General features: G+C 51.8%; 17 protein-coding genes. 2 read left to right on the top strand and 15 right to left on the bottom strand.

Annotated features, from left to right (window positions below; genetic code table 11):
- Positions 1 to 12: 12 nt before the first annotated feature.
- The 6 genes from MHI42_RS31270 to MHI42_RS31245 all read right to left on the bottom strand — a co-directional run bounded on the left by MHI42_RS31270 (position 13) and on the right by MHI42_RS31245 (position 7,026).
- Positions 13 to 1,020: a CocE/NonD family hydrolase gene (locus MHI42_RS31270; protein WP_342421711.1), complete on the bottom strand. Its 1,008-nt coding sequence runs from the start codon at positions 1,018 to 1,020 to the stop codon at positions 13 to 15.
- 10 nt (positions 1,021 to 1,030) lie between these two features.
- Positions 1,031 to 1,681 (bottom strand): N-acetyltransferase, encoded by a 651-nt coding sequence (locus MHI42_RS31265; RefSeq protein ID WP_342421710.1) that lies wholly within the window; start codon positions 1,679 to 1,681, stop codon positions 1,031 to 1,033.
- On the bottom strand, positions 1,678 to 2,475 hold the full coding sequence (locus MHI42_RS31260) for a MerR family transcriptional regulator (RefSeq protein WP_342421709.1): 798 nt from the start codon (positions 2,473 to 2,475) through the stop codon (positions 1,678 to 1,680). Before MHI42_RS31260 ends, MHI42_RS31265 begins: the two co-directional genes overlap by 4 nt.
- A gap of 176 nt (positions 2,476 to 2,651) precedes the next feature.
- Complete coding sequence (locus MHI42_RS31255) at positions 2,652 to 4,238, bottom strand: glycoside hydrolase family 43 protein (protein WP_342421708.1); 1,587 nt, start codon at positions 4,236 to 4,238, stop codon at positions 2,652 to 2,654.
- Entirely contained in the window at positions 4,235 to 6,202 is a 1,968-nt protein-coding gene (locus MHI42_RS31250) for a YjhG/YagF family D-xylonate dehydratase (RefSeq protein WP_342424842.1), read from the bottom strand. Before MHI42_RS31250 ends, MHI42_RS31255 begins: the two co-directional genes overlap by 4 nt.
- Positions 6,203 to 6,267: 65 nt before the next feature.
- Positions 6,268 to 7,026, bottom strand: coding sequence for an IclR family transcriptional regulator (locus tag MHI42_RS31245; RefSeq protein WP_171718121.1), 759 nt, complete (start codon positions 7,024 to 7,026; stop codon positions 6,268 to 6,270).
- Between the two features lie 95 nt (positions 7,027 to 7,121).
- Here MHI42_RS31245 and MHI42_RS31240 point away from each other — a divergent pair, with 95 nt between their 5' ends.
- Together MHI42_RS31240 and MHI42_RS31235 are read left to right on the top strand one after the other, a co-directional pair.
- Positions 7,122 to 8,057: a dihydrodipicolinate synthase family protein gene (locus MHI42_RS31240; RefSeq protein WP_342421706.1), complete on the top strand. Its 936-nt coding sequence runs from the start codon at positions 7,122 to 7,124 to the stop codon at positions 8,055 to 8,057.
- Between the two features lie 195 nt (positions 8,058 to 8,252).
- Positions 8,253 to 9,281, top strand: a complete 1,029-nt coding sequence (locus MHI42_RS31235; RefSeq protein WP_342421705.1) for a sugar diacid recognition domain-containing protein — start codon at positions 8,253 to 8,255, stop codon at positions 9,279 to 9,281.
- A 685-nt stretch (positions 9,282 to 9,966) separates the two neighbouring features.
- Here the strand turns inward: MHI42_RS31235 and MHI42_RS31230 are convergent.
- From MHI42_RS31230 to MHI42_RS31190, 9 genes are all read right to left on the bottom strand, one after another.
- The gene (locus MHI42_RS31230) at positions 9,967 to 11,109 is read right to left on the bottom strand and encodes a glycerate kinase (RefSeq protein ID WP_342421704.1); all 1,143 of its coding nucleotides are present in this window, start codon (positions 11,107 to 11,109) and stop codon (positions 9,967 to 9,969) included.
- Between the two features lie 27 nt (positions 11,110 to 11,136).
- A complete protein-coding gene (locus MHI42_RS31225) occupies positions 11,137 to 12,438 on the bottom strand; it encodes an SLC13 family permease (protein WP_171718118.1) in 1,302 nt (433 codons plus the stop codon).
- A 185-nt stretch (positions 12,439 to 12,623) separates the two neighbouring features.
- Positions 12,624 to 14,102: an MDR family MFS transporter gene (locus MHI42_RS31220; protein WP_342421703.1), complete on the bottom strand. Its 1,479-nt coding sequence runs from the start codon at positions 14,100 to 14,102 to the stop codon at positions 12,624 to 12,626.
- Between the two features lie 124 nt (positions 14,103 to 14,226).
- A complete protein-coding gene (locus MHI42_RS31215) occupies positions 14,227 to 14,697 on the bottom strand; it encodes a MarR family transcriptional regulator (RefSeq protein WP_156118677.1) in 471 nt (156 codons plus the stop codon).
- A gap of 75 nt (positions 14,698 to 14,772) precedes the next feature.
- A complete protein-coding gene (locus MHI42_RS31210) occupies positions 14,773 to 16,347 on the bottom strand; it encodes a response regulator (protein WP_342421702.1) in 1,575 nt (524 codons plus the stop codon).
- Positions 16,344 to 18,254: a histidine kinase gene (locus MHI42_RS31205; protein WP_342421701.1), complete on the bottom strand. Its 1,911-nt coding sequence runs from the start codon at positions 18,252 to 18,254 to the stop codon at positions 16,344 to 16,346. Before MHI42_RS31205 ends, MHI42_RS31210 begins: the two co-directional genes overlap by 4 nt.
- A gap of 209 nt (positions 18,255 to 18,463) precedes the next feature.
- A complete protein-coding gene (locus MHI42_RS31200) occupies positions 18,464 to 19,042 on the bottom strand; it encodes a TetR/AcrR family transcriptional regulator (protein WP_076244649.1) in 579 nt (192 codons plus the stop codon).
- Positions 19,011 to 20,390, bottom strand: a complete 1,380-nt coding sequence (locus MHI42_RS31195; RefSeq protein WP_342424841.1) for an MFS transporter — start codon at positions 20,388 to 20,390, stop codon at positions 19,011 to 19,013. Before MHI42_RS31195 ends, MHI42_RS31200 begins: the two co-directional genes overlap by 32 nt.
- A 219-nt stretch (positions 20,391 to 20,609) precedes the next feature.
- Positions 20,610 to 21,842, bottom strand: a complete 1,233-nt coding sequence (locus tag MHI42_RS31190; RefSeq protein WP_342421700.1) for an MFS transporter — start codon at positions 21,840 to 21,842, stop codon at positions 20,610 to 20,612.
- Between the last annotated feature and the right edge of the window lie 9 nt (positions 21,843 to 21,851).

Genomic DNA, 21,851 nt, shown 5'->3' with positions numbered 1-21,851 from the left:
CGCTCAAACATTTCAACCCTGTTTACTCAGAAACAGTTCAATCTGCTCCATATAACCATCAACCGTAATCTTCCGCGGGGCAAAGAGACTGATCATCAATGCACGCAGTGCAGAATCAGCCGTTTGGACCCGTAGCATAGAGTGCTCGGTGTCCGGGAACAGCTTAACCGTGAGCAGTGAGGCAGGGCTGATGTTCTCACGGTACACGGACTCCGTTTGTTCCACATCTACATTCAAGTCCTCTTCGCCAAGCAGCAGAAGTACCGGGGATTTGAAGTTCTGCAGATCATTTGCAGCATCGGCTTGAAAGTTCCGGCGGACAAAAGACCAGCGTTCTGCGGACATTTTCTCCTTCGGATGAGTCAATTGAGTATATTCTTCGTAATCGGCCCCACGTAGCAGAAGCCCGTTCACTTGCTGCTCATAGGTGATCTGGCGCTTAATTTCCTCGTCGGTATAACCGTCCTTCTTCATTTGCTGCCGGGTGTTATACGCTCCCTGCTGCAGCCAATTGATGGCAGGAGAGACCAGAATGCTGAAGGCGAGCGTTTCTTGTGCCGCAAGTATCGGAATCACCCAACCCGCTTGGCTAGCTCCCCATACACCAATCCGCCCGCTATCCACGAACGTCTGTGTTCTGGCCCAGGCCAGGGCCTGACTTGCTTCCTCCACCCGGTCTCCGATACTCTGCTCAAGCCAGTTGCCGGCGGAGCCGTTGATCCCTCTTTTGTTAAGCGACAGAGAGGCATAACCCAGGGAGGCGAGCCGTTCCCAGAGCGGTTTGTATCCGTCATTATGTGAAGCATCGACTGGTCCGTCGCCATGGATAAACAGCACCAGACCCAGTCTACCGGGCGCATTCCGGGGCAGCGTAAGCGTACCGGTCAATTTGCCCTGCGGCGTGGGAATTTCGACGGCTCGCTCTATCATGTCAAAAGTATTTTGCCGCACAACATAGAGACCTGCACCAAGCAGCCCAAGTAACACGATGATTAATGAGATTGCGGTTTTCTTCCTCATAAGAACCTCCCTATTGCCTGCAGATCATATACTCCCACTTCACTTCACCGGACAGAAACTTGCTTAACAGGCTATACTCTTCCGCTTGGGTGCTGAATCCAAGCCGTTCATACAAACGCTTGGCAGCCCTGTTGTGTTCGGAGACATGCAGGCTCAAACCTAATAACAACGGATGCTTCTCCATAAATTGATGTGCCCAGCGAACCAGCAGCCGGCCTACACCTGTCCCCTGATGTTCAGGATGAACCGCAAGATCTGCGATATAACATTCTCCCGGCGCCGGGTCATGGTTTAGGCAATAGAGGGTGGCCAGCAGCAGCAGTGTATTTCTTGTGCCAATCCCGGCAATCTCCTTCCATACGGAAAGCTTAGCAGATTTAGCAGCGGCCCCGGCGATACGCCCGGAGTTCTTGTGACACTTTAAGCTAAGGGTACCGACCACGGTCTCCCCTTGCAGCGCCACCACCCGCTTCGTGTACGGACCTTCCACCGTATAGCCCAGCAGCTGTTCGAAAAACAAAGCCAGCCCATCCGGCTCAATCTTGGTTCGCGCAGTAAACTTGCCCTGGAATCCATGGACAATGATCCGGCTGACCTCGCGGTTATACCCAGGCTGCATGTCTGCAATCGTAACCGTTGTAGCAGTCGAAGTGTTCGTCACCTTGCATCAGCACCTCCTGTAGCGTCCCCAGATTCAATGCAGAGTAAAATTTCGTAATGTAGCTTGTCTCTGCTGAATAAGGAGAGATAGGATTTCTCGATGAGAACAAGGGGACCCGGAAGTTCACCATATTCTTGCTCAGCATAGCGGCTGAATTGTCCGATCTCTTCCTTAAGCACGGATTCATCTGTTACCTGTAGCCGGCAAGAGAGATATTCTCCCGCCGGCAAGACCCGCCCTACTTCTCCGCCGGGCTCTACAGCCGTATACAATGACACAGTATTCGTACGATCGTAAATATAATGAATATCCGTTTCGGACAAGGCGTTCACTCGTACAGACTGCTCCGCCAGTGTTCTCGCATCAAGAGTTGCTGCCGAATCCATTTCAAACCACTTCTGCAGCGGCATTGCTTCCCGCATCTTCACCTGGCAGCTCTGTTTCTCCATTTGGAAATCGCGCTGCTCCTGCAGAACCTTCAGAATGAACTGCTCCAGCAGCTGGAGCCGGGCAATCTCTCCGCCGATCTCTACCAGCGAGCGGTGCAGCTTCTCTTCCATTACCTGCTGTCCGGATTCCGCCATACTTTCCTTGACCGCCTGCACAGGCATCCCCAGCTTGCGCAGCAGCATAATTTGCGACAGCTGATAGATCTGGTCGATGCCATACTTCCGGTACAGGTTCGTATCCGTATAGGAAGGAAGCAGCAGACCTTTTTCCTCGAAATAACGGATCTGATGAACCGACACCTGCATAAGCTTGGCCAGCTCGCTAATTGTAATTTCTGTCCCCACCAGTCATCCTCCTCACTTCCCTGCTTATGGCTTCAATGATATACCTTAGGCCAGACCTAAGGTCAATGGCTTAATCTGAAACGTAAAAAGACGGCACAAAAAGAGTGATGCACTTGAGTACACCCCTCTTCTTGTGACGCCTGACATTCTCTTGTTCAACCCGCATAAAAGGCGCTTTACACCTCAAACTCCCGGTACTCAAAATAATCAAAATCTGCCGCACGCAGCGTTCCGCTCAAATCCTGCACACACATTCCGATAAATGTGCCGGTAAACCGGATATAGGCCGGGAAATCATCGGACAGATGATAGATTTCCAGTGCCCTGCCGATCTTCTCCCAGTCAGACTCGCCGGCCCGGTAGTAGAATTGGGCGAATTCCCGGTCGATCACTACCTTTAATGCTACGCTTGCTCCCGGCGGCAGCGGGACATCCGCAGTCAGGGTATCCTCATAGACCCCGTCCCGGGAGCGGATGATGCCCACGCATTTCCCGAGGGTCTCATCATGAGTGATCCGCAAGTAGAGGTAATCCTTCGTATCATAATAGACAATTAATGCGGCCATCTGCTGGAAGTGCTGCGGCTTGAATTCAATGGCGGTTTCGGCGCTGCAGCTGAAGGCCTGCTGGCGCAGGGCGACCAGACTCTGGCGGTGCATGGAGCTCATGGATTCTCTGCCCCGGAGGCGCAAATATCCGGGGCGCTCCTGTAGCGAGAGCCACGCTTCCTCAGCAGGCACACGCAGGGTGCTCCAGCGGACATCCAGCTGCAGGTCATCGAAATCATCACGGGGAGCCGGAGCGGAGAATGGATGCTCCGGAATGTCCGGACCCGGCACAGTAAGCGCCGGGGCGTTCCCGCCTCCGGCCAGGGCGAGCCAGCCGTCATCCGTGAATTCGCAGCGCTGAATCGCTGTCTCCCGGCCCAGATTGCAGTAGTCGTCTTTCACGGGACGGCCGCACAGATGCACCATATACCATTCGTCTGTATGCGTGTGTACAAGACTGGCATGTCCCGCCTTCTGCAGCTCCAGTTCACGGTTCCCGGCAGAGGTCAGCAGCGGATGATTCGGAGCTGTCTCATACGGACCTTCAATCTGCTTCGAGCGGGCCACCGTCACCGCATGATTATACTGTGTACCGCCCTCAGCTGTGATGAGATAATACCAGCCGTCCTTTCGGTACAGATGCGGCCCTTCCGTAAGCTTCAGCTCGGTTCCCTTGTAGATGTGAATGACCGGACCGGTCAGCCGCTGCTCTGTTGCAGAATATTCCTGCAGCACAATCCCGGCGAAGCTGTTATTGCCGGTGCGATGATCCCACAGCATGTTGACCAGCCATTTGCGCCCGTCATCGTCATGGAACAGCGAAGGGTCGAAGCCGCTGCTGTTCAGGTATACAGGCTCAGACCAGGGACCTTCGATATTCCCGGCAGTCACCAGATAGTTAGGCGTATCCTTGAAGGCACCCTGTCTGCTTTTGACATCGGTATAGATCAGATAAAAGAGTCCATCATCGTAAGTCAGGCAAGGTGCCCACACGCCTCCGGAATCCGGGTCACCTTCCATATTCAGCTGCGACTTGCGGGTTAGTGCATACGTAAGCGGCCGCCAGTTCACGAGATCGCGGGAATGATGAATCCGTACGCCGGGAAACCACTCGAAGGTGGAGGTGGCAATATAATAGTCTTCTCCCGCCCGGCAGATGGACGGGTCCGGATGAAACCCGCGTAGAATCGGATTGTGAATCAGTGTTGTGCTCATCTTGTCTCCCCCAGTACTTGCCGTCCTGCTTCCAGTAAGGCAATAATTCTATCCGTATCGTAGACACAGCCCTGCCAGGTCCCTCCGCTTGCCGCCTGTAGCGCAGCCCATAGCCGGGTATCATCCGGCAGTCCCGGATCAACGGCAAGGCCCGGATGCGGAGTCCTTGCGTTCAGAAGCTCCGTTCCCGCTTCCTTCGACAGCGGCTGTCCGCCTTCTCCGCCTTCCCCGATCAGATTCACGCTCCCATCCAGCTTCACGGTATCGATCAGCACTTCTACCCAGTCATTATCCCGCAGCTTCCCGAGGGGACCGCCAGCCAGCGCTTCGGGTCCCATATGCCCGATGCAGGCACCGGTGGACACGCCGGAGAACCGGGCATCCGTGATCAGCGTGACATATTTGCCGTAAGGCAGATGCTTGAGCGCGGATGTCAGCTGGTAGGTCTCTTCCATTCCTGTTCCGCTGGGACCCCGGCCGATGATGGCCAGAATATCCCCGGCCTGCACCTTACCGTTCTTGATGCTACGGATCGCATCCTTCTCGGCAGTGAACACCTTCACTCTCCCCGTATGCCTGTAGACTCCTTCGCTGTCCAAGACGGAAGGGTCAATCGCTGCCGATTTGATTACTGCACCTTCGGGGCAGAGATTCCCTGTGGGGAACGTCATCGTGGAAGCCATACCCTGCCGCTTGGCCTCTTCCGGGCTCATGATCACAGAATCCGGGTCAATGGCATCCGCTTCCTGCAGTCTCCGCCGCATGTCCGCCCGTCTCTGCGAGGTCTCCCACCAGTCCAGATTCTCGCCCAGCGTCCGCCCTGTCACGGTCAATACGGATTCGTCAATTAGCCCCAGCCGCCGTAAATGCAGCATGACTTCCGGAACACCTCCTGCCAGGAACACGCGGATCGTCGGATGCGGCACCGGTCCGTTCGGAAGCACACTGACCAGCCGGGGAACCTGGCGGTTCACCTCGTTCCAGTCATCAACTGAAGGAATCTTCAGCCCGGCGGCATGGGCAACGGCCGGCAGATGCAGCAGCAGATTCGTAGAGCCTCCGAACGCGGCATGCAGGACCATCGCGTTCTTAATGGCCCGATCTGTAAGAATATCACTCATCACTATTCCGCTATGCTCCATATGCTGAAGCGCGCGGGCCGACTGGCGGCCGATATTCTTCCAGACCGGCTGCCCCGATGGTGACAGAGCCGAATGAGGCAGCGACATGCCCAGTGCTTCAGCAATCACCTGGGCCGTTGCGGCCGTGCCGAGGAATTGACAGCCGCCTCCCGGGGTAGCGCAGGCCCGGCAGCCCAGATCGGCTGCATCCTCGAGCGAAAGTTCACCATTGCTGAACCGCGCTCCGATGCTCTGCACCTTGCCGGCATCCTCGCCGTTAACCGGCGGCAGTGTAACGCCGCCAGGCACGATAATCCCCGGAAGCTGATGCCGCATTCCGGCCAGCGCCAGCATCATGGCGGGCAGACCTTTATCGCAGGTGGCTACGCCCAGAACTCCTTTGCGGGTGGGCAGGGAACGAATCAGCCGCCGCAGAACCACTGCCGCATCATTCCGGTAAGGAAGAGAATCGAACATGCCCGTGGTCCCCTGGGAGCGCCCGTCACAGGGATCACTGACATAACCGGCAAACGGAATCCCCTGATTGGCGGTGAGCTCCTCAGCGATTTCTTCCATCATCACACCGATTTCCCAGTGTCCGGTATGGTATCCGAGCGCAAGCGGACTGCCGTCCTCCCGCCGGATTCCGCCCATCGTGCCGAGAATCAGATATTGCGGCCTGTTCAGTTGCAGCGGATTCCAGCCCATTCCCGCATTCTGGGTCATTCCGAAGATTTCCCCGCTTGGGGCATTTCGCAGCACCTCACCTGTAATCGGAAGCTTGCCTGCAGGCCCTTCCGCAGCGGTATGTACAGGAACAGTATCATCTATGGCTTCCTTCATAATCTCATGCAAAGTCAGCTCCACACTTAACCCTTCTCTCCTTCAGGATGAACTTGCCCAGACCATTAACACAAGGATAGTTTCCTCGCCAGCTCTATCACTTCCCTGACCGCAGCCTCCTGTTTATCGGCAAAAGCATGCTGCAGCATCGTGGTGCTCACAGCGGCAACGGCATTTCCCGCAGCATCCAGAATCGGCGCAGCCACGCAACTGATGCCCTGTATAATTTCTTCCCGGTCCACTGCGTAACCGGCCTCGCGAATCTCAGCCAATGCAGCCGTGAATTCCGCCCAATCCGTCAACGTGTGAGACGTAACCGCAGTTAAGGTTTTGCCGGAATAACGTCTTATGAGCTCGCCGTCCGGCAGCAGTGCAAGCATCATCTTGCCCATGGCGGTCGCATGCGCCGGGAACCGCATCCCGGGACTGGACTCCAGCCTCACAAGGGAGGGGCCTTCCTGCTTGGCCAGATAGATAATCTCATCCCGGTCAAGAACCGATAACTGAAAGGTTTCCCCGATTACCCTGACGCTCTGTGCAGAGCCTGCCAGGAAGCGCTCCACCAGATTCGTATTCTGCTTAAGCGATTCGTTGTAAACCGTATTATAGTAGGAAACCCCAGCCCCTAGCGCGTAAGCCTCCCTGTCATCCTTCACCACCCATTGCAGGGTTTCCATTGTACGCAGCAGCGAGAACATGGAGCTTTTGTTAATGCCCGTTTCATCGCACAGGTCGGTCATCTTATGTTCTCCGGGCTTCCTGGAGATTGCCGTAAGAATCAGATCGGCCCGTTCTAAAGCTGGAACCCAATATTTCCGGTCCAAACCTTCATTCCCCTCTCATAAATCAATTGATTAAGCTCTCTTAGTTCACTATAATAATCTTATGTTTATAATAACAAACCTGGAGGCGGAATAAAATGAAAATTTCTAACATGACCATGAGACCGCATCATACAGGCATCATTCCCCCGGTTCCGACGATTCTGGATCAATCCGGAAAATTCGACCCTAGCGGAATGAAGCTGCTGATCGACAGCCTGATCCGGCAAGGGGTTCAGGGACTCTTTTTCCTCGGGACAGCCGGAGAATTCAGCTTGTTCAGCACCGAGCAGCGCGAGGAAATCGCTGAGGTATGCATTAAATACACGAATGGCCGTCTTCCCGTATGGATTGGCACCGGCAGCAATACGACAGCAGAGACCCTCCGCCTTAGCAAGCATGCTGCGGAGCAAGGGGCGACAGGCATCGTTGTCATTAATCCTTATTATTACAAGCTTAGCGAAGAGGCTTTGTTCTCGCATTATGCCTCTATTCTGGAAGCCGTTGATGTGCCGCTGATGCTGTACAACTTCCCGGCGCTGACTGGCCAGGATCTGAGTCCGGCCTTCGTCAGCCGCCTTGCCGCCAAATATACAAATGTAACTGGAATTAAGGAAACCGTAGACCAGCTCAGCCATATCCGGCAGATGATTATGCAGGTGAAGGCGGTTAAACCGGACTTCTCGGTATTTTGCGGTTTCGATGAATATCTGCTGCCTACGCTTGCTGCCGGTGGAGACGGGGCGATTGCCGCCAGTGCCAACTTCGCACCGCAGCTGATGCTCGGGTTACTCAGCAGCTTCCTGAAGAATGATATGGCAGAGGTGCTTGAGTTTCACCGGAGAATTATAGAGATCCCTCCGCTGTATAGTATCGATGATCCCTTCATTCCTTCAATAAAAGAAGCCATTCGTCTGGCAGGTGTGCCAGTGTCCACCTTCAGCCTTGCACCCGCAAATCCCTGGAACGCAGACAAGGAGGTTACTTTGAAAGAGATTTTTAGCCGGGCGGGAATCTCCCAAGTCTCTATCTAGTCCATAGTCCGCATAATCCGTAAAACATGGCTGCGCTACTCTGCCTGGGCCGTTTGGCCGCCCCCTTAGATCCGGCACACCGGTTCAGTCTTTATTCTCCGTGCGGAATGCTCTATACTTTTGTTCAGATGCACAATGGAAGAGACTGAGGTTGCTTAGGCAGCCATCCGGGCACGGCGAAGGGGGGAATTCCGGTTGTTTCAGCTATCCGAGAAGCAGGCGCAGGAAATTGTAGACAAAATGATGATGGATATTCCTTATAATATCAACATCATGAATCATCAGGGAATTATTGTCGGCAGCGGAAAGAAAGAACGGGTCGGCACCGTTCACCAGGGGGCAGTCAAGGCCTTGTCCACCGGACAAATGGTCGAGGTGCTGGAGGATGGTCTGTATGAGAAAAAAGGGACCAACGAACCGATTGTCATCGGCAACACCCGCGTCGGTGTGATCGGAATTTCCGGGAGCCCTGAGGAGGTCCGGCCTTTTTGCAACATCGTAAGAACCACGGTATCCCTGCTCATCGAACAGCGGAACACGCTGGAGAATCTCGCGAATGAGGCAAACCGCAAGAAGGCTATGCTGGAAATGCTGCTCGCCCATCAGGGAGCGTATTCCCAGAAATTAAGAAAAGAAGCTGCTGCCTACAATATTGATCTGCTGCTGAAGACTACGGTACTCTATCTCAAGCATTTCAATCCGGAAAAAGATGCTGCCAAGCTCCTGCTGCGTTACCCGTCCTTCCAGCTGGATGAAGATACCTGGCTGCTGCTGATCCAGAACCGTCCCGACTGCAGCCCGCTGATTACAGAGCTGCTGCATAACCAGCCGCTCCTGCTACTGGCCTCCGGCAGACTGGAACCCAGCATTGCCGAAGGGTACCGCCAGGCCAAATCGGCCTTGGGTATACTGCTTGCGCTGAAGCCTGCTTCACAAGCCATTACCTTCGAAGAAGCTGAATTTCTGGTGAAGCTCAGCCATGCGAAGCTGTCGGACAAACCCGGCAGGGCGATCAAGCTGGAGGATACCGCCGATCTGCTGGAGACACTTAGAAGCTTCATCAACCATAACTGCAGCGTCTCGCAAACGGCGGATCATCTCAATATTCACCGTAATACTCTGCAATACCGCCTGAAGCGGATCGAGAGTATTACCGGCAAAGACCCGAGGAATCTGCTGCAGCTCTTCGAGCTTACGTATGAACTGCTAGCGCTCTATAAGTAGAGCGGCTTCTCGTGTTGTTATGTCCTGGCGGGGGTGCGGGAGGGTGTGCGAGTGCGGGCAGGCGGGCGGGTCCGTCGGCGGGGTGCGGGTGCGCGAGTGCGGGCAGGCGGGCGGAGTGTGTCGGCGGGGGCTCGGGCGGGGATGCGGGTGTAGGCGGGCGGATTGCGCGGGGCGGATGCGGGTGCGGGCGGGGGCTCGGGTGCGGGTGCGGGTACGGGTGCGGGTGCGGGTTGCGCGGGCGTCCCGTGCGTTGAATTACTGCCTCGCGTTTCCAAATGTTGTACATAATACAACTCGGAATCATAATTTCAGGCGGTTTCGTAACGATTGTTGTATGAAATACAACAATTTCTCCGCTTACCCGCCAATACACGGGGAATTGTTGTATTTCCTACAACAATCTGTGATTAAGCCCGATATCACGGGAAGAATGTTGTATTTCGTGCAGGATTTCACCTCTGCCTAAGATTACTCTCCCCTATACAAAACCAATAGCCCCTGGGAATTATCCCAGGGGCTATTCAATCAGACTCAATCCAATTCAACTCAGCTATTCGCCCAGCTTAACTATTCACTCAGCTACACTAATCCCCCAGCTCCACTATTCTCCCAACTCAATTGTTCACCTAGCTACATATTCGCCCAGCACCACTATTCACCTTGCTACACTACCCGCCCAGCTTCACTATTCGCCAAGCTTCAGCAACCTCGCAATATTCTCGCAGGTCCGCTCAACATTGGCCGGGCCTTCGGCCAGCAGTTGCTCCAGGCTGGAAGCGCCCGGGACTATGCCGAAGATGGCGTCGATACCTTCTGCATACAGCGTTTCAATTCCTTCGCCGATGTAGCCGGCCAAGGCAATCACCTTCTTGCCGTTTGCCTTGGCGGTACGGGCTACGCCATATGGTGTTTTGCCGAATTTCGTCTGGAAATCGATCCCGCCTTCACCGGTAAATACGAAGTCCGCATCCGCCAGCTTCCGGCCTAGACCCGTGTATTCAATCACGATCTCGATCCCCTTCTGGAGTGTGGCCTGCGTGAAGATCATAAGGCCTGCCCCCAGACCGCCGGCCGCACCGGCACCGGGAAGATCCCGCACATCCTTGCCAAGCTGCTGCTTCACCACCGCCGCATAATGAGCGAGATTGGCATCAAGCTGCTGCACCATTTCAGGTGTAGCGCCTTTTTGCGGGCCGAATACTGCCGATGCCCCATGATCGCCGCAGAGCGGATTCGTCACATCACAGGCCACAATCAGCTGAAGCTGCTGCAGTCTTGCATCAAGCGAGCTGATGTCGACGCTGCTCAGCCGGCCCAGACTACCGCCGCCGCGCGGCAGCAACTCCCCCGCTTCATCGATGAATCTCGCACCCAGCGCCTCGGCCATGCCTGCGCCGCCGTCATTGGTCGCACTCCCGCCGATGCCGATAATAATCTTGCGGATTCCCCGTTCCAGACATTCCAGAATTAGCTCACCTGTACCGTAAGTCGTTGTGATTAGCGGATTCCGGTCTGCCTTATCCACCAGCTGAATGCCGCTGGCAGAAGCCATCTCAATCGCCGCAGTCGCTCCGTCGCCAAGAATTCCGTATTTCGCTGTAACCGGCTGTCCGAGCGGGCCCACGACTTTTTTATAATGAATCTCCCCGCCGGAAGCATCGACAAGAGACTGTACCGTCCCCTCTCCGCCGTCTGCCATGGGAACATGGATATAAGCCGCTTCCGGATAAATCTTCCGCAGTCCGCTCTCCATCGCAAGACAGACTTCCTTCGCAGTCATACTCTCCTTAAAAGAATCCGGTGCCAGTACAAAGGTTTTCTCTCTCATTTCCACACCCCGTATATGATATTGATATTAGAATAAAAATCCGTAAACCAGCGTAGCCACAATCGTCATCGTTCCGCCGACAAGCGCTTCGTAAGGAATCAGCCCCATACGCTGCTTGATCGTCATCTTCATACTGTCCGCAGTAACGTGGAAGTAAGTGCCCTGCGGCAGAGAGTCTATGACCGTTGCTCCGGTATGGACCATAACGGCTGCCGCCAGCGGAGCCGTGCCCATATCCAGAATGGCCTGTCCGAAGGAGCCGGTCGCCACAATAACCCCAGTCGAAGTGGACGCGGTTGCCGCTGCCATCAGAATACCGGAGATCGGCGCCAGGAACGTGCCGGAGATACCGGACAGCTCAATGAGATGAACCACCTGATTCGATAAATCCGAAGCAGAGATCAAGCCGGCAATTCCGCCTGCCCCGATCAGGATCAGGACGGTGGCAGTCATTTTACTAAGACCGGAGGAAGTATACTGCAGAACCTTGTTCCCCTGCCCCATCGCCAGCATACCGATAATTCCGGCCAGCGGCAGAATATAAAGCGCATCCACTTTGAGTCTGGCCAGTGCTTCGATCCCGGAGATCGAACCGATTGGATTAATCATCAGCAGGACAATCGCAACCAGAGGAGCGACGATTGCTCGGCTGAGCGGCGGATATGTAGCTGTATTCGCAGTGTCGGTACCGTTAGCAGCTTCTTCAGTGGTAACCATTATACCTTTTTTCTTCAGCAATGAGGCAAGGATAACGGTTACAATCAATCCACAGACGGCCGGGATCAGACCCGCCAGCATCACATGGCTTAAATCCAGGTCGAAGCCCCGTGCGGCTGCGATGGTATTCGGATTCGGGGAGATAATATTCCCGGCCTTCCCTCCGCCCGACAGTGCCAGCAGCAATGCTACCTTGGAAATCCCCATCTTGTTACCTACCGACAGGGCAATAGGCGCTACAATTAATACCGCTACCGGAATGAAAACCCCCATGGCCGTAATGACCATCGTTGCCAATGCGAGGGCGAGTATCGCCTTGCTTCCGCCGAACTTTCTCACAATAGCCTGGGCTATTGCTTCAGCTGCACCCGATTCCATCATGACACCAGCCAGAACACCGGCGGCCAGCACCCGCAGAACCGTACCCATTACGCTTTGTGTACCGCTTACAAGAACGCTTACCGTCTGTTCCAGATTGGCTCCGCCAATAAGCGCCCCTACAATGGCTCCCAGGAACAGTGCGTATACCGGATTCAATTTTCTAAGGATCAGAATAATGGCAATTGCCAGTCCTGCCAGTGCTCCGTACCAATCAATGATTAATCCTTCCATTTCGAATATCCCCCTAAGTACTTGTTGAACACGCTCTCATTATAAGGTCTTAGGGCAGCAAAAGAATATTGATGATCGGACGAAATGCATTGTGCAAGTGACCAATAGAAACCCGTTATTTGTACTCCATTGTTAAAAGAGGACCTCCGGCAACTGCCGGAAATCCCCTTATTAACTCTCGAATATTAGGAAGCCGTCTGCCGTCTTGGCGTATCCGGCTGTGGTGCAGCATGGCTGTGAACGATACTCCGTCTCACGAAGAACCCTGCAATCACACCAATCAGCGTGATGACTGCCGCCAGAATGAACGCATTATGCACGCCTGCCGCCAGACTTAGTGATCCCATATCCGCTGCTGCGGTATCCAAATGAGTACTGATGTAAGTACTTTGGCCGGCAGTCATCACACTTACAATCAGAGCTGTTCCGACTGCACTGGCTAACTGCTGCAGGGTATTCATGATGGCTGTACCATGCGGATGCAGTTCCCGCGGCAGCTGATTCAGCCCGTTCGTCTGCGCAGGCATCAGGGTAAGCGCAAGACCTACTGTCATGCAGCAGTGCATAAGAATGATCATGTAGACTGGAGTATTTACGTCAACGCTGGTGAACATCCACATGGCAGCGGACAGAATGATCATACCCGGAATAACCAGTACCCGGGGGCCGACTTTATCAAAGCTCCGTCCGATAATGGGTGACAGTATGGCATTGACCAGCCCTGCGGGAAGCATGAGCAGTCCGGCATACAGCGCTGACAATCTCAGTGACCCCTGCATAAAGATCGGCAGCAAATACGATGTAGCGAAAATCGTCAGGAACCCGATAACAATAAACAACGTACCTGCTGTGAACATCGGATATTTGAACGCCCGCAGATTCATGATCGGCTGCTTCATTGTTAGCTGGCGCAAAATAAACAATAAGAGCGCTACAAGTCCGATAACGAGGCAGGCGATAACCTTCTGGCTGCCCCAGCCTCCGTCTCCTTCGCCTACAACACTAAGCCCGTATACGATACCGCCAAAAGCGATGGTGGACAGGACAAGCGACAAAATATCAATCTTCGGTTTGGTGATCGTTGCCACATTCTCAATATTAAGCAGCCCGATAATAAAGTCGATCACCAGGAAAGGAACCAGCACCCAGAACATCCAGTGCCAATCCAGCTTGTCGATGATCAGCCCGGACACGGTAGGTCCAAGCGCCGGAGCTACCATCATCACGAGACCTACCATACCCATAGCCGCCCCGCGTTTGGCGGGTGGAATAATAGTCAGGATCGTATTGAAGATGACCGGCATCAAGATTGCGGTACCCGCTGCCTGAACCAAACGCCCGATAAGCAGCATCCCAAAGCCCGGGGCAAGTCCTGCGGCCAAGGTTCCGAGCATAAATAAGCTGATGGCAGTCACGAATAATTTTCTAGTTGTGAACCACTGCAGCAGTAAGGCTGAGACCGGCATAATGATGCTGATGACCAGAATGTAACCTGTGGTGATCCATTGTGCGGTTGAAGCGGAAAGATTCCACTCCGCCATAAGCACCGGCAGGGCCACGTTCATCATGGTCTCACTTAACAGACCGATGAATCCCCCCAGTAATAGCGCTACGAGCACAGGGATTACCTTGTATTTCACCTTGATTTGTGATGCCTCATTCATGTACTAACGTTCTCCTCTCGAATTGCCTATCCATATTATTTATATGTCCGCTTATTATATGTTCACTTATTAAATGGAGTCAAGGTTTTTCTTTAACCTTTCTTTTGGCAAATTCATTCCAGATCTATGTCGACAGCATCTTTAATCGGGCAATGAAATCATGCATATCCGGCCCCAGCTTGGAGAAAAACATCTGGTCCGCGCTCATAACTATCCGGCTGGCACGTTCCATAACAGCTACACCGGATTCGGTCAGTGAGATCAGCTTGGCTCTGGTATCCTGCGGATGCGGCACACGGCTGATATACCCTTTTTTCTCCAGTGTTCTCAGCACTTCTGAAGCCATCATCGGATCGATATCAGAATTGTGGGCAATCTGAATCTGCGTCACACCGGACGCGCTTTCCCGCTCATTCAGTGCATGGCAGGACCGCAGCAGCGCAAACTGGACATGTGTCAGATCCACCTCCCGCAGCTCAGCTTTCATTAACTTTTGCCAATTGTTCGTGACTCTCCACATGATATACCCTATGTCTTCCGTATATTGCTCCATTCCCGCGTCTCCCGTCGTTGTTGCTGCATTATATTTGTTCATTATAAGCAGGAGAGGTAGCGCCGTCAAAAAATAGGCAGGACTGGCACAAGCAGCCGCATTCCTGCCGTAGGATTATCATTCTATTGACGCAAACAGTACTTTTTGCTGATTACGATATTCTACCGGACTCACACCTTCACTTTCTTTAAATACGCGGTTGAAGTTCTTGGTGTTCTCAAACCCGGATTTCTTGGCGATCTCGTAAATCATATCATCTGTGGTTTGGAGCAGCTGCTTGGCCTTACCGATCCGGACTTTCTTCAAATAGTTCACAAAGTTCTCTCCCGTGTAATCCCGGAAGGCCTGGCTGAAATAAGAATAGTTATAGGACACTAGATTAGAAATAATGGTCATATTAATATTCTGCGCATAGTTCTCATGAATGTACTGGATCGCCTTCTTCATTTCTTTATTATCGATCTGCACGGATTTCAAGGTTTGGAGGTTGCAATCCAGCAGCAGGAGCAAGCTCTCTACTTCACGGTAATAGTCTTGGAAACAGCTGAACTGATATAAATCGCTAACCTTGTTGTACCGTTGCAGTCTTTCTGTTGATTCTTCTTTACCATACGATTGAATGGTTTGATCAAATACAATTTCGTTCAAGGCTCTGCTGATTTCCTCAAGATACCCGATATTCTTCGGGCTGATATCTGCAGCGTCTAATATCTCATGCAGCAGGCCCAGCATCTCCTTCTCCCGCCCTGAACCCAGCATATTCGCAACCCTTTTGATTGTATCTGCCGGCACCTGATAGCCATTATCCTTAAGGCAAACCTCTTCGAATGTTACGATACCGGGTGCGGGCAGCATGAAAGTATGCTTCAAAGAAACAGCCGCCTCCTCATAAGCAGAGTACAGCTTCTCCATCCCGTAATTCAGCCCGCTTACGGCGATGTTCAGGTGAGAATCTGCCTGCATCAGCAGTCCGGTTACTATCCGGGCAGCATGCATCCCTTCCGTCAGGATAACAGCCTGCGTATTCCGGCCAAAAAAACGTACAAAGCGAAAATGAAATGCAGGCTGAAGCTGTTCTATTAACGCATGGATCTGCGCCTTAAAGGTAACCGTCCCTAGTGCCTGCAAATCTCCCGCATATTTAATCATCACTGCATGAAAACCGTGATCCATCCAGTTCAGCTCCAGCTGGGTCAGCCGCTCTCTAACCTCTTCCGCCTCCGCTGATGGATAGCCCGCGTAGTAATTCAGCTGGCTCTCCATGTACTCCTCCCACTGCTCAGAGGACGCGGACAGTGCATCTATCACTTCTTCTCTTCGTCCAAGCTCCTCTTCAGCGCGCTTAATTGCAGCAGCCAATTCCTCGCGGATCACCGGTTTGAGCAGATATTCCTTCACTTCATAGCGGATAGCCGCTTTGGCATAAGAGAAATCATCATAGCCGCTGACAATCACAATTACTGGCTTAAGATGGAAGTCTTGAATCGATTTTATTAATCCGATCCCATCCATCTCCGGCATACGAATATCTGTAATCAGAAGGTCTATATGCACAGCTATCAGTATATCCAGCGCCTCAAAAGCATCGCAAGCCAAGTGAATGTCATAGACATCTGCATATTCCCGCTCAATCATGGCCTGAAGCCCGCGGCGGATATTCTTTTCATCATCCACAATCAGGAGCTTTCTCATATAATCTGCGTTCCTCCTCTTCCTGATGTTAATAAAGGCAGTTTAACGGTCACTTGGGTATAGCTTCTCCGCTTGCTCTCTATCTGGAGTCCATGTTCATTACCGTACACCATCTGAATCCGCTGATTCACATTTCGCAGCCCGATGCCGCTGCCCTTATTCAGCTCCGTTGTTTCCGCCGTCTCCCGGGGCAATGCATTGAATTCCTCTTCACTCATAATCAGCTTACGATTCAGCTCCTGCAGCTTATCCTCTGCAATTCCGATACCGTTGTCAGTCACCTCAATATAGAAGAAACCCCCGTCTTCAAAAGCATGGATAGCCACAATCAGGCCGTCACTTTTCATCAGAGGGGAATAAACCCCGTGCTTCAAGGCATTCTCCACAATAGGCTGCAGCGACATCTTCAATATCTCGTGATCCCAAAATCTGTCCTCCACCTCAATCTCCAGTTTCAGCTTGTAATCATAACGGATGCTCATAATTGCTATGTAATGCTGAATATGCCCCATTTCATCTCTCAGCTGCACCCGGTCACCTGTCCATCGGAGATTGTAACGCATCATACTGCCCAGGGAAGTGAGCGCATCCGATACTACATACTGTCCCTCAACCTCTGCAAGCATCTTCAAATTCTCCAGGGTATTATATAAAAAATGGGCATCAATCTGATTGTGCAACGCCTGGAGCTCGGCTTCTTTCGTGGCTGCGCTGCGCTTCACCGCATCGGCGATCATTCCATTGATCGTATTCAGCATCTGCCGGAAATGGTGGGCCAGCTCTCCGATCTCATCGCCGCCCTTGACATCAATGTCTACGCCAAAGTCACCGCCGCGTACTTGTTTCATGGAGTCCCGCAGAATATTCAGTTTGTTCAGTATGATGGACTGCATGAAGAAGGTTGTAATTGCCAGAAGTATCAGCAGGATTAGAATAACCACAATAACGGTGTTTCGGGTTTGATCTATCTTGGAATATGTAGTGTGTAATGAAATCACATTGATAAGCTCTGCATTTATTTTATCGATAGGTTCAACAAGGTATAGGAAATCCTCCCCCTTGTGGGAGAGCAGCAATGATGACTTGCCTGCCTGCTTGTACTTAGCGACAGCCTGCTGAATATCAGCTTCATCCAATCCCGGTAGCGGGTCTGTGCGGTTGGTATGCAGGTTGCCCTGCTGATCAAGTATGTAGAACCGGGAGTCCCGGTCACTGCTGTTGTTATAAGCTTTTTTGAAGAAATTCCCGATGGGCATTTCGACTTTGATGATTCCAAGATGCTGGATAAGATTCTGGCTGTTCATTTGATTAACTCCCGCCATCAAGGCGACTATAGAGCTTGAGCTTGGGTTCACAGCAGCGTTGCTGTCCTGTAATATTGCATCTTCAGATTGAATCTCCCATAGATCGTTTCCGGTTTGATTCATCACTTTAGTATAAAATGGCTTGTCCTTAATCCTTTCTTCATGAAAAATGATCGGCCAGAGCTCACTGATCCAAGGATTATCCACGAAGAAGCGGATGCCCGCAATATCCGAATTATTGAACAGCACGCTTTGTAAGAAGGTCAGAGAGTATTCCTGAAACCGCTTGATATCGTTCAACCCGGGCTCCGATTCAACAGTTACATACTCCCTCAGCTGCCGATCCGAAACCAGTAATCCGATTGACTGCTCCATGACTCCGATTTTGCTCATAATCTCTTGTTTCTCATTATCGGTCTGGTAACGGTTCTCCTTGATAATGTCTTGGATCGTATTCTGATAGAACCCGGTAAACAAATAGTTGGAAATTATAATAACCGGAACCAGAATAATCACGATATAAGCCCCAATCAGCTTGATTTGAATCGATAGATCCGCAAACCACCTCTTAAGCTGCTCCGCTGTGCTCCTAACCCTGGCCATCTCCCGCCCCTTTTCTTCCAACCGCTTCTGTTCTCTCAATTATATTTCATCATGTTTGAATTCATAAGGCAGCAAATTTCAGTCAGGATTGCAGAATTTTAGTTATTTGTCTCAATCGCTGCCGATTGATTAGTTTGAACTATATTTCATAGCAAAAAAGCCGGCTCCCGTTATAGGCAGCCAGCCTCTTTTATTGAATAGCCTTCTCTTTATGGAGTTAACCCCCTGGTGAAGGTCTGTACACTCTCCTTAATGAATGCCTCAAGTGAGATTGTGCCAATATCCAGATTGTTGGCGAAAACCCCGTAATTCATCGAGATGAAGGAATAGGCCTGAATCTCCGGATTGACATCGGTCAGCTTCCCCTTGCCGGCCATCACCGTGAAATAATTCGTCAAAATACTTATAAATTGTCTGGGATGCTTCAATGTTCTTTCACTGAACCCCGGTAAATTATCCGCTTCCTTCACGCTGATCATAATCATCTTCCGGTTGCGGTTCATGATTTCATGGTAGGTCCGGCTGATCAGCAGCAAGTCTGTCTGCAAATCCCAGATCAGTTTCTCATCAAACAGCCTGGTCATTTCTTCAGCATAATGAAAACGGTCAAAGGCAGCTTCGAGCAGGTTCTGTTTACTTCCAAAGTGGCGGAACAATGTTTTCTCACTGAATCCGGCTGCGGCAGCTATTTCCTGGGTAGTTACCCCTTTATACCCCTTGCTTGCAATTAAATCGATTGCTGCGAGCAGCAATTTGTCACTGTTGCTTATACTGCTGTCTTCGCTCACTTAATCCACCTCCGCTTTGTATTTTAGCACTGCGCCCGAATTGAAGGAAGAAGAGCAAGACCATTACAGCAACCAATAACGCGAGCGCCAGGAAAATATTGCTGTATACGAAGGCAGTGCTATTGTGCGGGAACGGGTTCAGATGAATAGCAGTTGTGCCCATATCAAGGATCTTCCCGAAGACAGCGGCAGAGACCGCCCCGGCAATGAAATTAAACATGGACAAGAGGCCCATCCCAATTCCGATCTGCTCCTTCGGCAGCGTCCGTGAAACGGTGTTCGTCAAAGCAATCTGCATCAAAGATTGACCGAGCACACTGAAGATAAGAAAGACCGAGATAAAGACCGGTGACATCCCCACAACAGAAGACAAGCATAAGAAACCAAAGATAAGAATGCTGGCCGCTGTATATAGAAGAAAAGGATTGCCTTTCTCATCCGCCAGCTTGCCCCCTTTGCGTCCCATAAATGCAGTGACAAGAGCCGACGGCAGCATAATGATCCCCGTAACGGCTGGTGAGACCTGGTTTACCTGGGATAACATTTGAGGTGTAGTGAACGGAGTCCCGAAGCCTATAGCCGCCGTTACAAAGTATATTGCTAAACCGAAGGTAAACGGTCTGTTGCGGAACACAGCAGGTTTGACGAACGGATCAGCAGCATAGCGGATACGCACCATGAACAGGATCAGCATAACAACCCCTGTCACAGCATACCCCTTCCCTCCGTTAGTCAACGCAAGCAATAAGGCAGCAATCGTTCCTGCCAACAGAACTCCGCCGATGAAGTCGATTGTGCTGTCACTGCCTTTCTCATCATCCAGATATTTGCGGTACAACGGCAGTGTAAACAGCGACAATAGAGGAATCACAAACAGCACCTGCCAGTTCCAGGCATTGGACACGAAGCCGGCAATAATCGGGCCTAGTGCAGCGCCAAGAGAAGTCCCTATTACGTTGGTGCCTAACATCCGGCCGCGCTTTTCCGGTGCAAAATAACGGATGGGAATGATCATGGCCAGCGCAGGAATGACCGATGCTCCAACAGCCTGCAGAATACGGGCGGCGATCATCATCCAATACTCGGTAGCCAGTAGCCCCACTATGGAGCCGGCAGAAAGGAACAATAGACCGAATGTCAGCAGATTCTTCAAGCTGTATTTGTCCGTCAGTTTGCCGAAGGTCACTGTGCCAATGGCGTATACAATCAGATAACCGGTCACGATCCAGCTCACCTGCGATGGCGAAAGCTGAAACTGTCTGCTGATCACCGGAAGAACCACATTGAACATCGTTCCATTCATCACGGAGATGATCAGTGTGAAAACAAGAATACGCATTAATGGCATACCATGATTGGTCCGCATACTATCCTTTGATTGAACGTTATCGTCCATTACATTCATTCGCCTCGTTTCTACTTTCATTAATGACTGTCAGTGCTTACTGACATTTAAATAGATAATAGCTTACTTTTTTATAAATTGTCAACGGATAGCGGCTAGTTCAAGAATATCAACTTAAAAAGGCATACGATGGAATCATCGCATGCCTTCGCACAGTAACTGTTATTCTGCCGGTACAGCAGACACCTGTTCACTTGTGACAGGCCTTCTGGATGGCAGTTTTAATAGAAGAGAAACCAGGAATCCCAGGAATATAATTGACCCCAAAATCCCGAAGGAAAGCGGGTAGTACTCCGTCTTTAATAATTTCAGGGCTAACAGGGGTCCCGTGCTGGCGCCTAAGAACAGAATAAAAGCGTTGAATGAAATTGCCGATCCGCGCGCACTCCCGCCCAGCTGGCTGACGATGGAAATAACCACGGGAGTTACCAGGGCAATCCCCGCCACAAAAACAACACTCATCAGGATAATAACCGGCAGGCCCGGGTTTAAGGCTAAAGCAAGCAGCCCTGCTGAAGCTAAAGCTAATCCGCCCCGCAGAACGGCAGCCATCCCCAGCCGCCCGGCAATTCTTCCCGAGAAGGGTGACAACAGCATTCCGGCGATGCCCGCTGCACGAATCGAAAGGATTGCCTGTGCGGAGAGTCCAAACTTGGCTGAGCTTAAATAACTTCCTAATACGGTATACATCCCGACCAAGGATAACAACAGCACAAAGGTTATGGCGAAAGCCAGCAGCAGCTGTGTTTGTTTGAGCAGCCCGGCCATCTGCTTGAACTTTAGCAGCACATTTTCTTTCGGGCGGTGCAATTCATCCTTCGGGAGAAAACGAATGACAATGACTGCCGTAATCCCGTACACCCCTCCGAGAATGAAGAAAATTTCGTGCCAGCCCCAATATTCGTTAACCAGCCCGCTGAACACCTGGCCTACAATGCCTGCCATCAGCAGCCCGGAGCTTATAAATCCGAGAGCTGTGAGTCTTTTATGGGGAGGAAACATTTCCCCGGCATACACGAGTGAAATCGGCGCGAATGCAGCGGCAATAAGCCCCTGAACCCCTCTGAGGACAATAAGCCCGTAGAAGCTATCCACAAATCCGATCGCAACGGTGACTAAAGTTAACCCGATAATACTTGCCGCCAGGAATATTTTACGTCCGTATCTGTCTGAGAACGGTCCGTAGAGCAGACAACCCAGCGCATAACAGAGTGAGAACGAGCTTCCGATCCAAGCGGCCTCACCCGGGCTGATCTGAAAGGCCTGCGTAAATACATCGGCCAAAGGAATTGTGATATACATGCTGGTTAAGATGACCAATCCGCACCAGAATAAAATGACCGTCATTAAAGAGTAGCCTGGATTGCCGCTCTGCTTGTTTATCGTCTGATTCATGATGGAAAG

The sequence above is a fragment of the Paenibacillus sp. FSL E2-0178 genome, from assembly GCF_038593005.1.
In the GTDB taxonomy this organism is placed as follows: domain Bacteria; phylum Bacillota; class Bacilli; order Paenibacillales; family Paenibacillaceae; genus Paenibacillus_AQ; species Paenibacillus_AQ phytohabitans.
The sequence above is the reverse complement of the archived record's forward strand: the minus strand, read 5'-3'. Positions and strand labels throughout refer to the sequence as shown.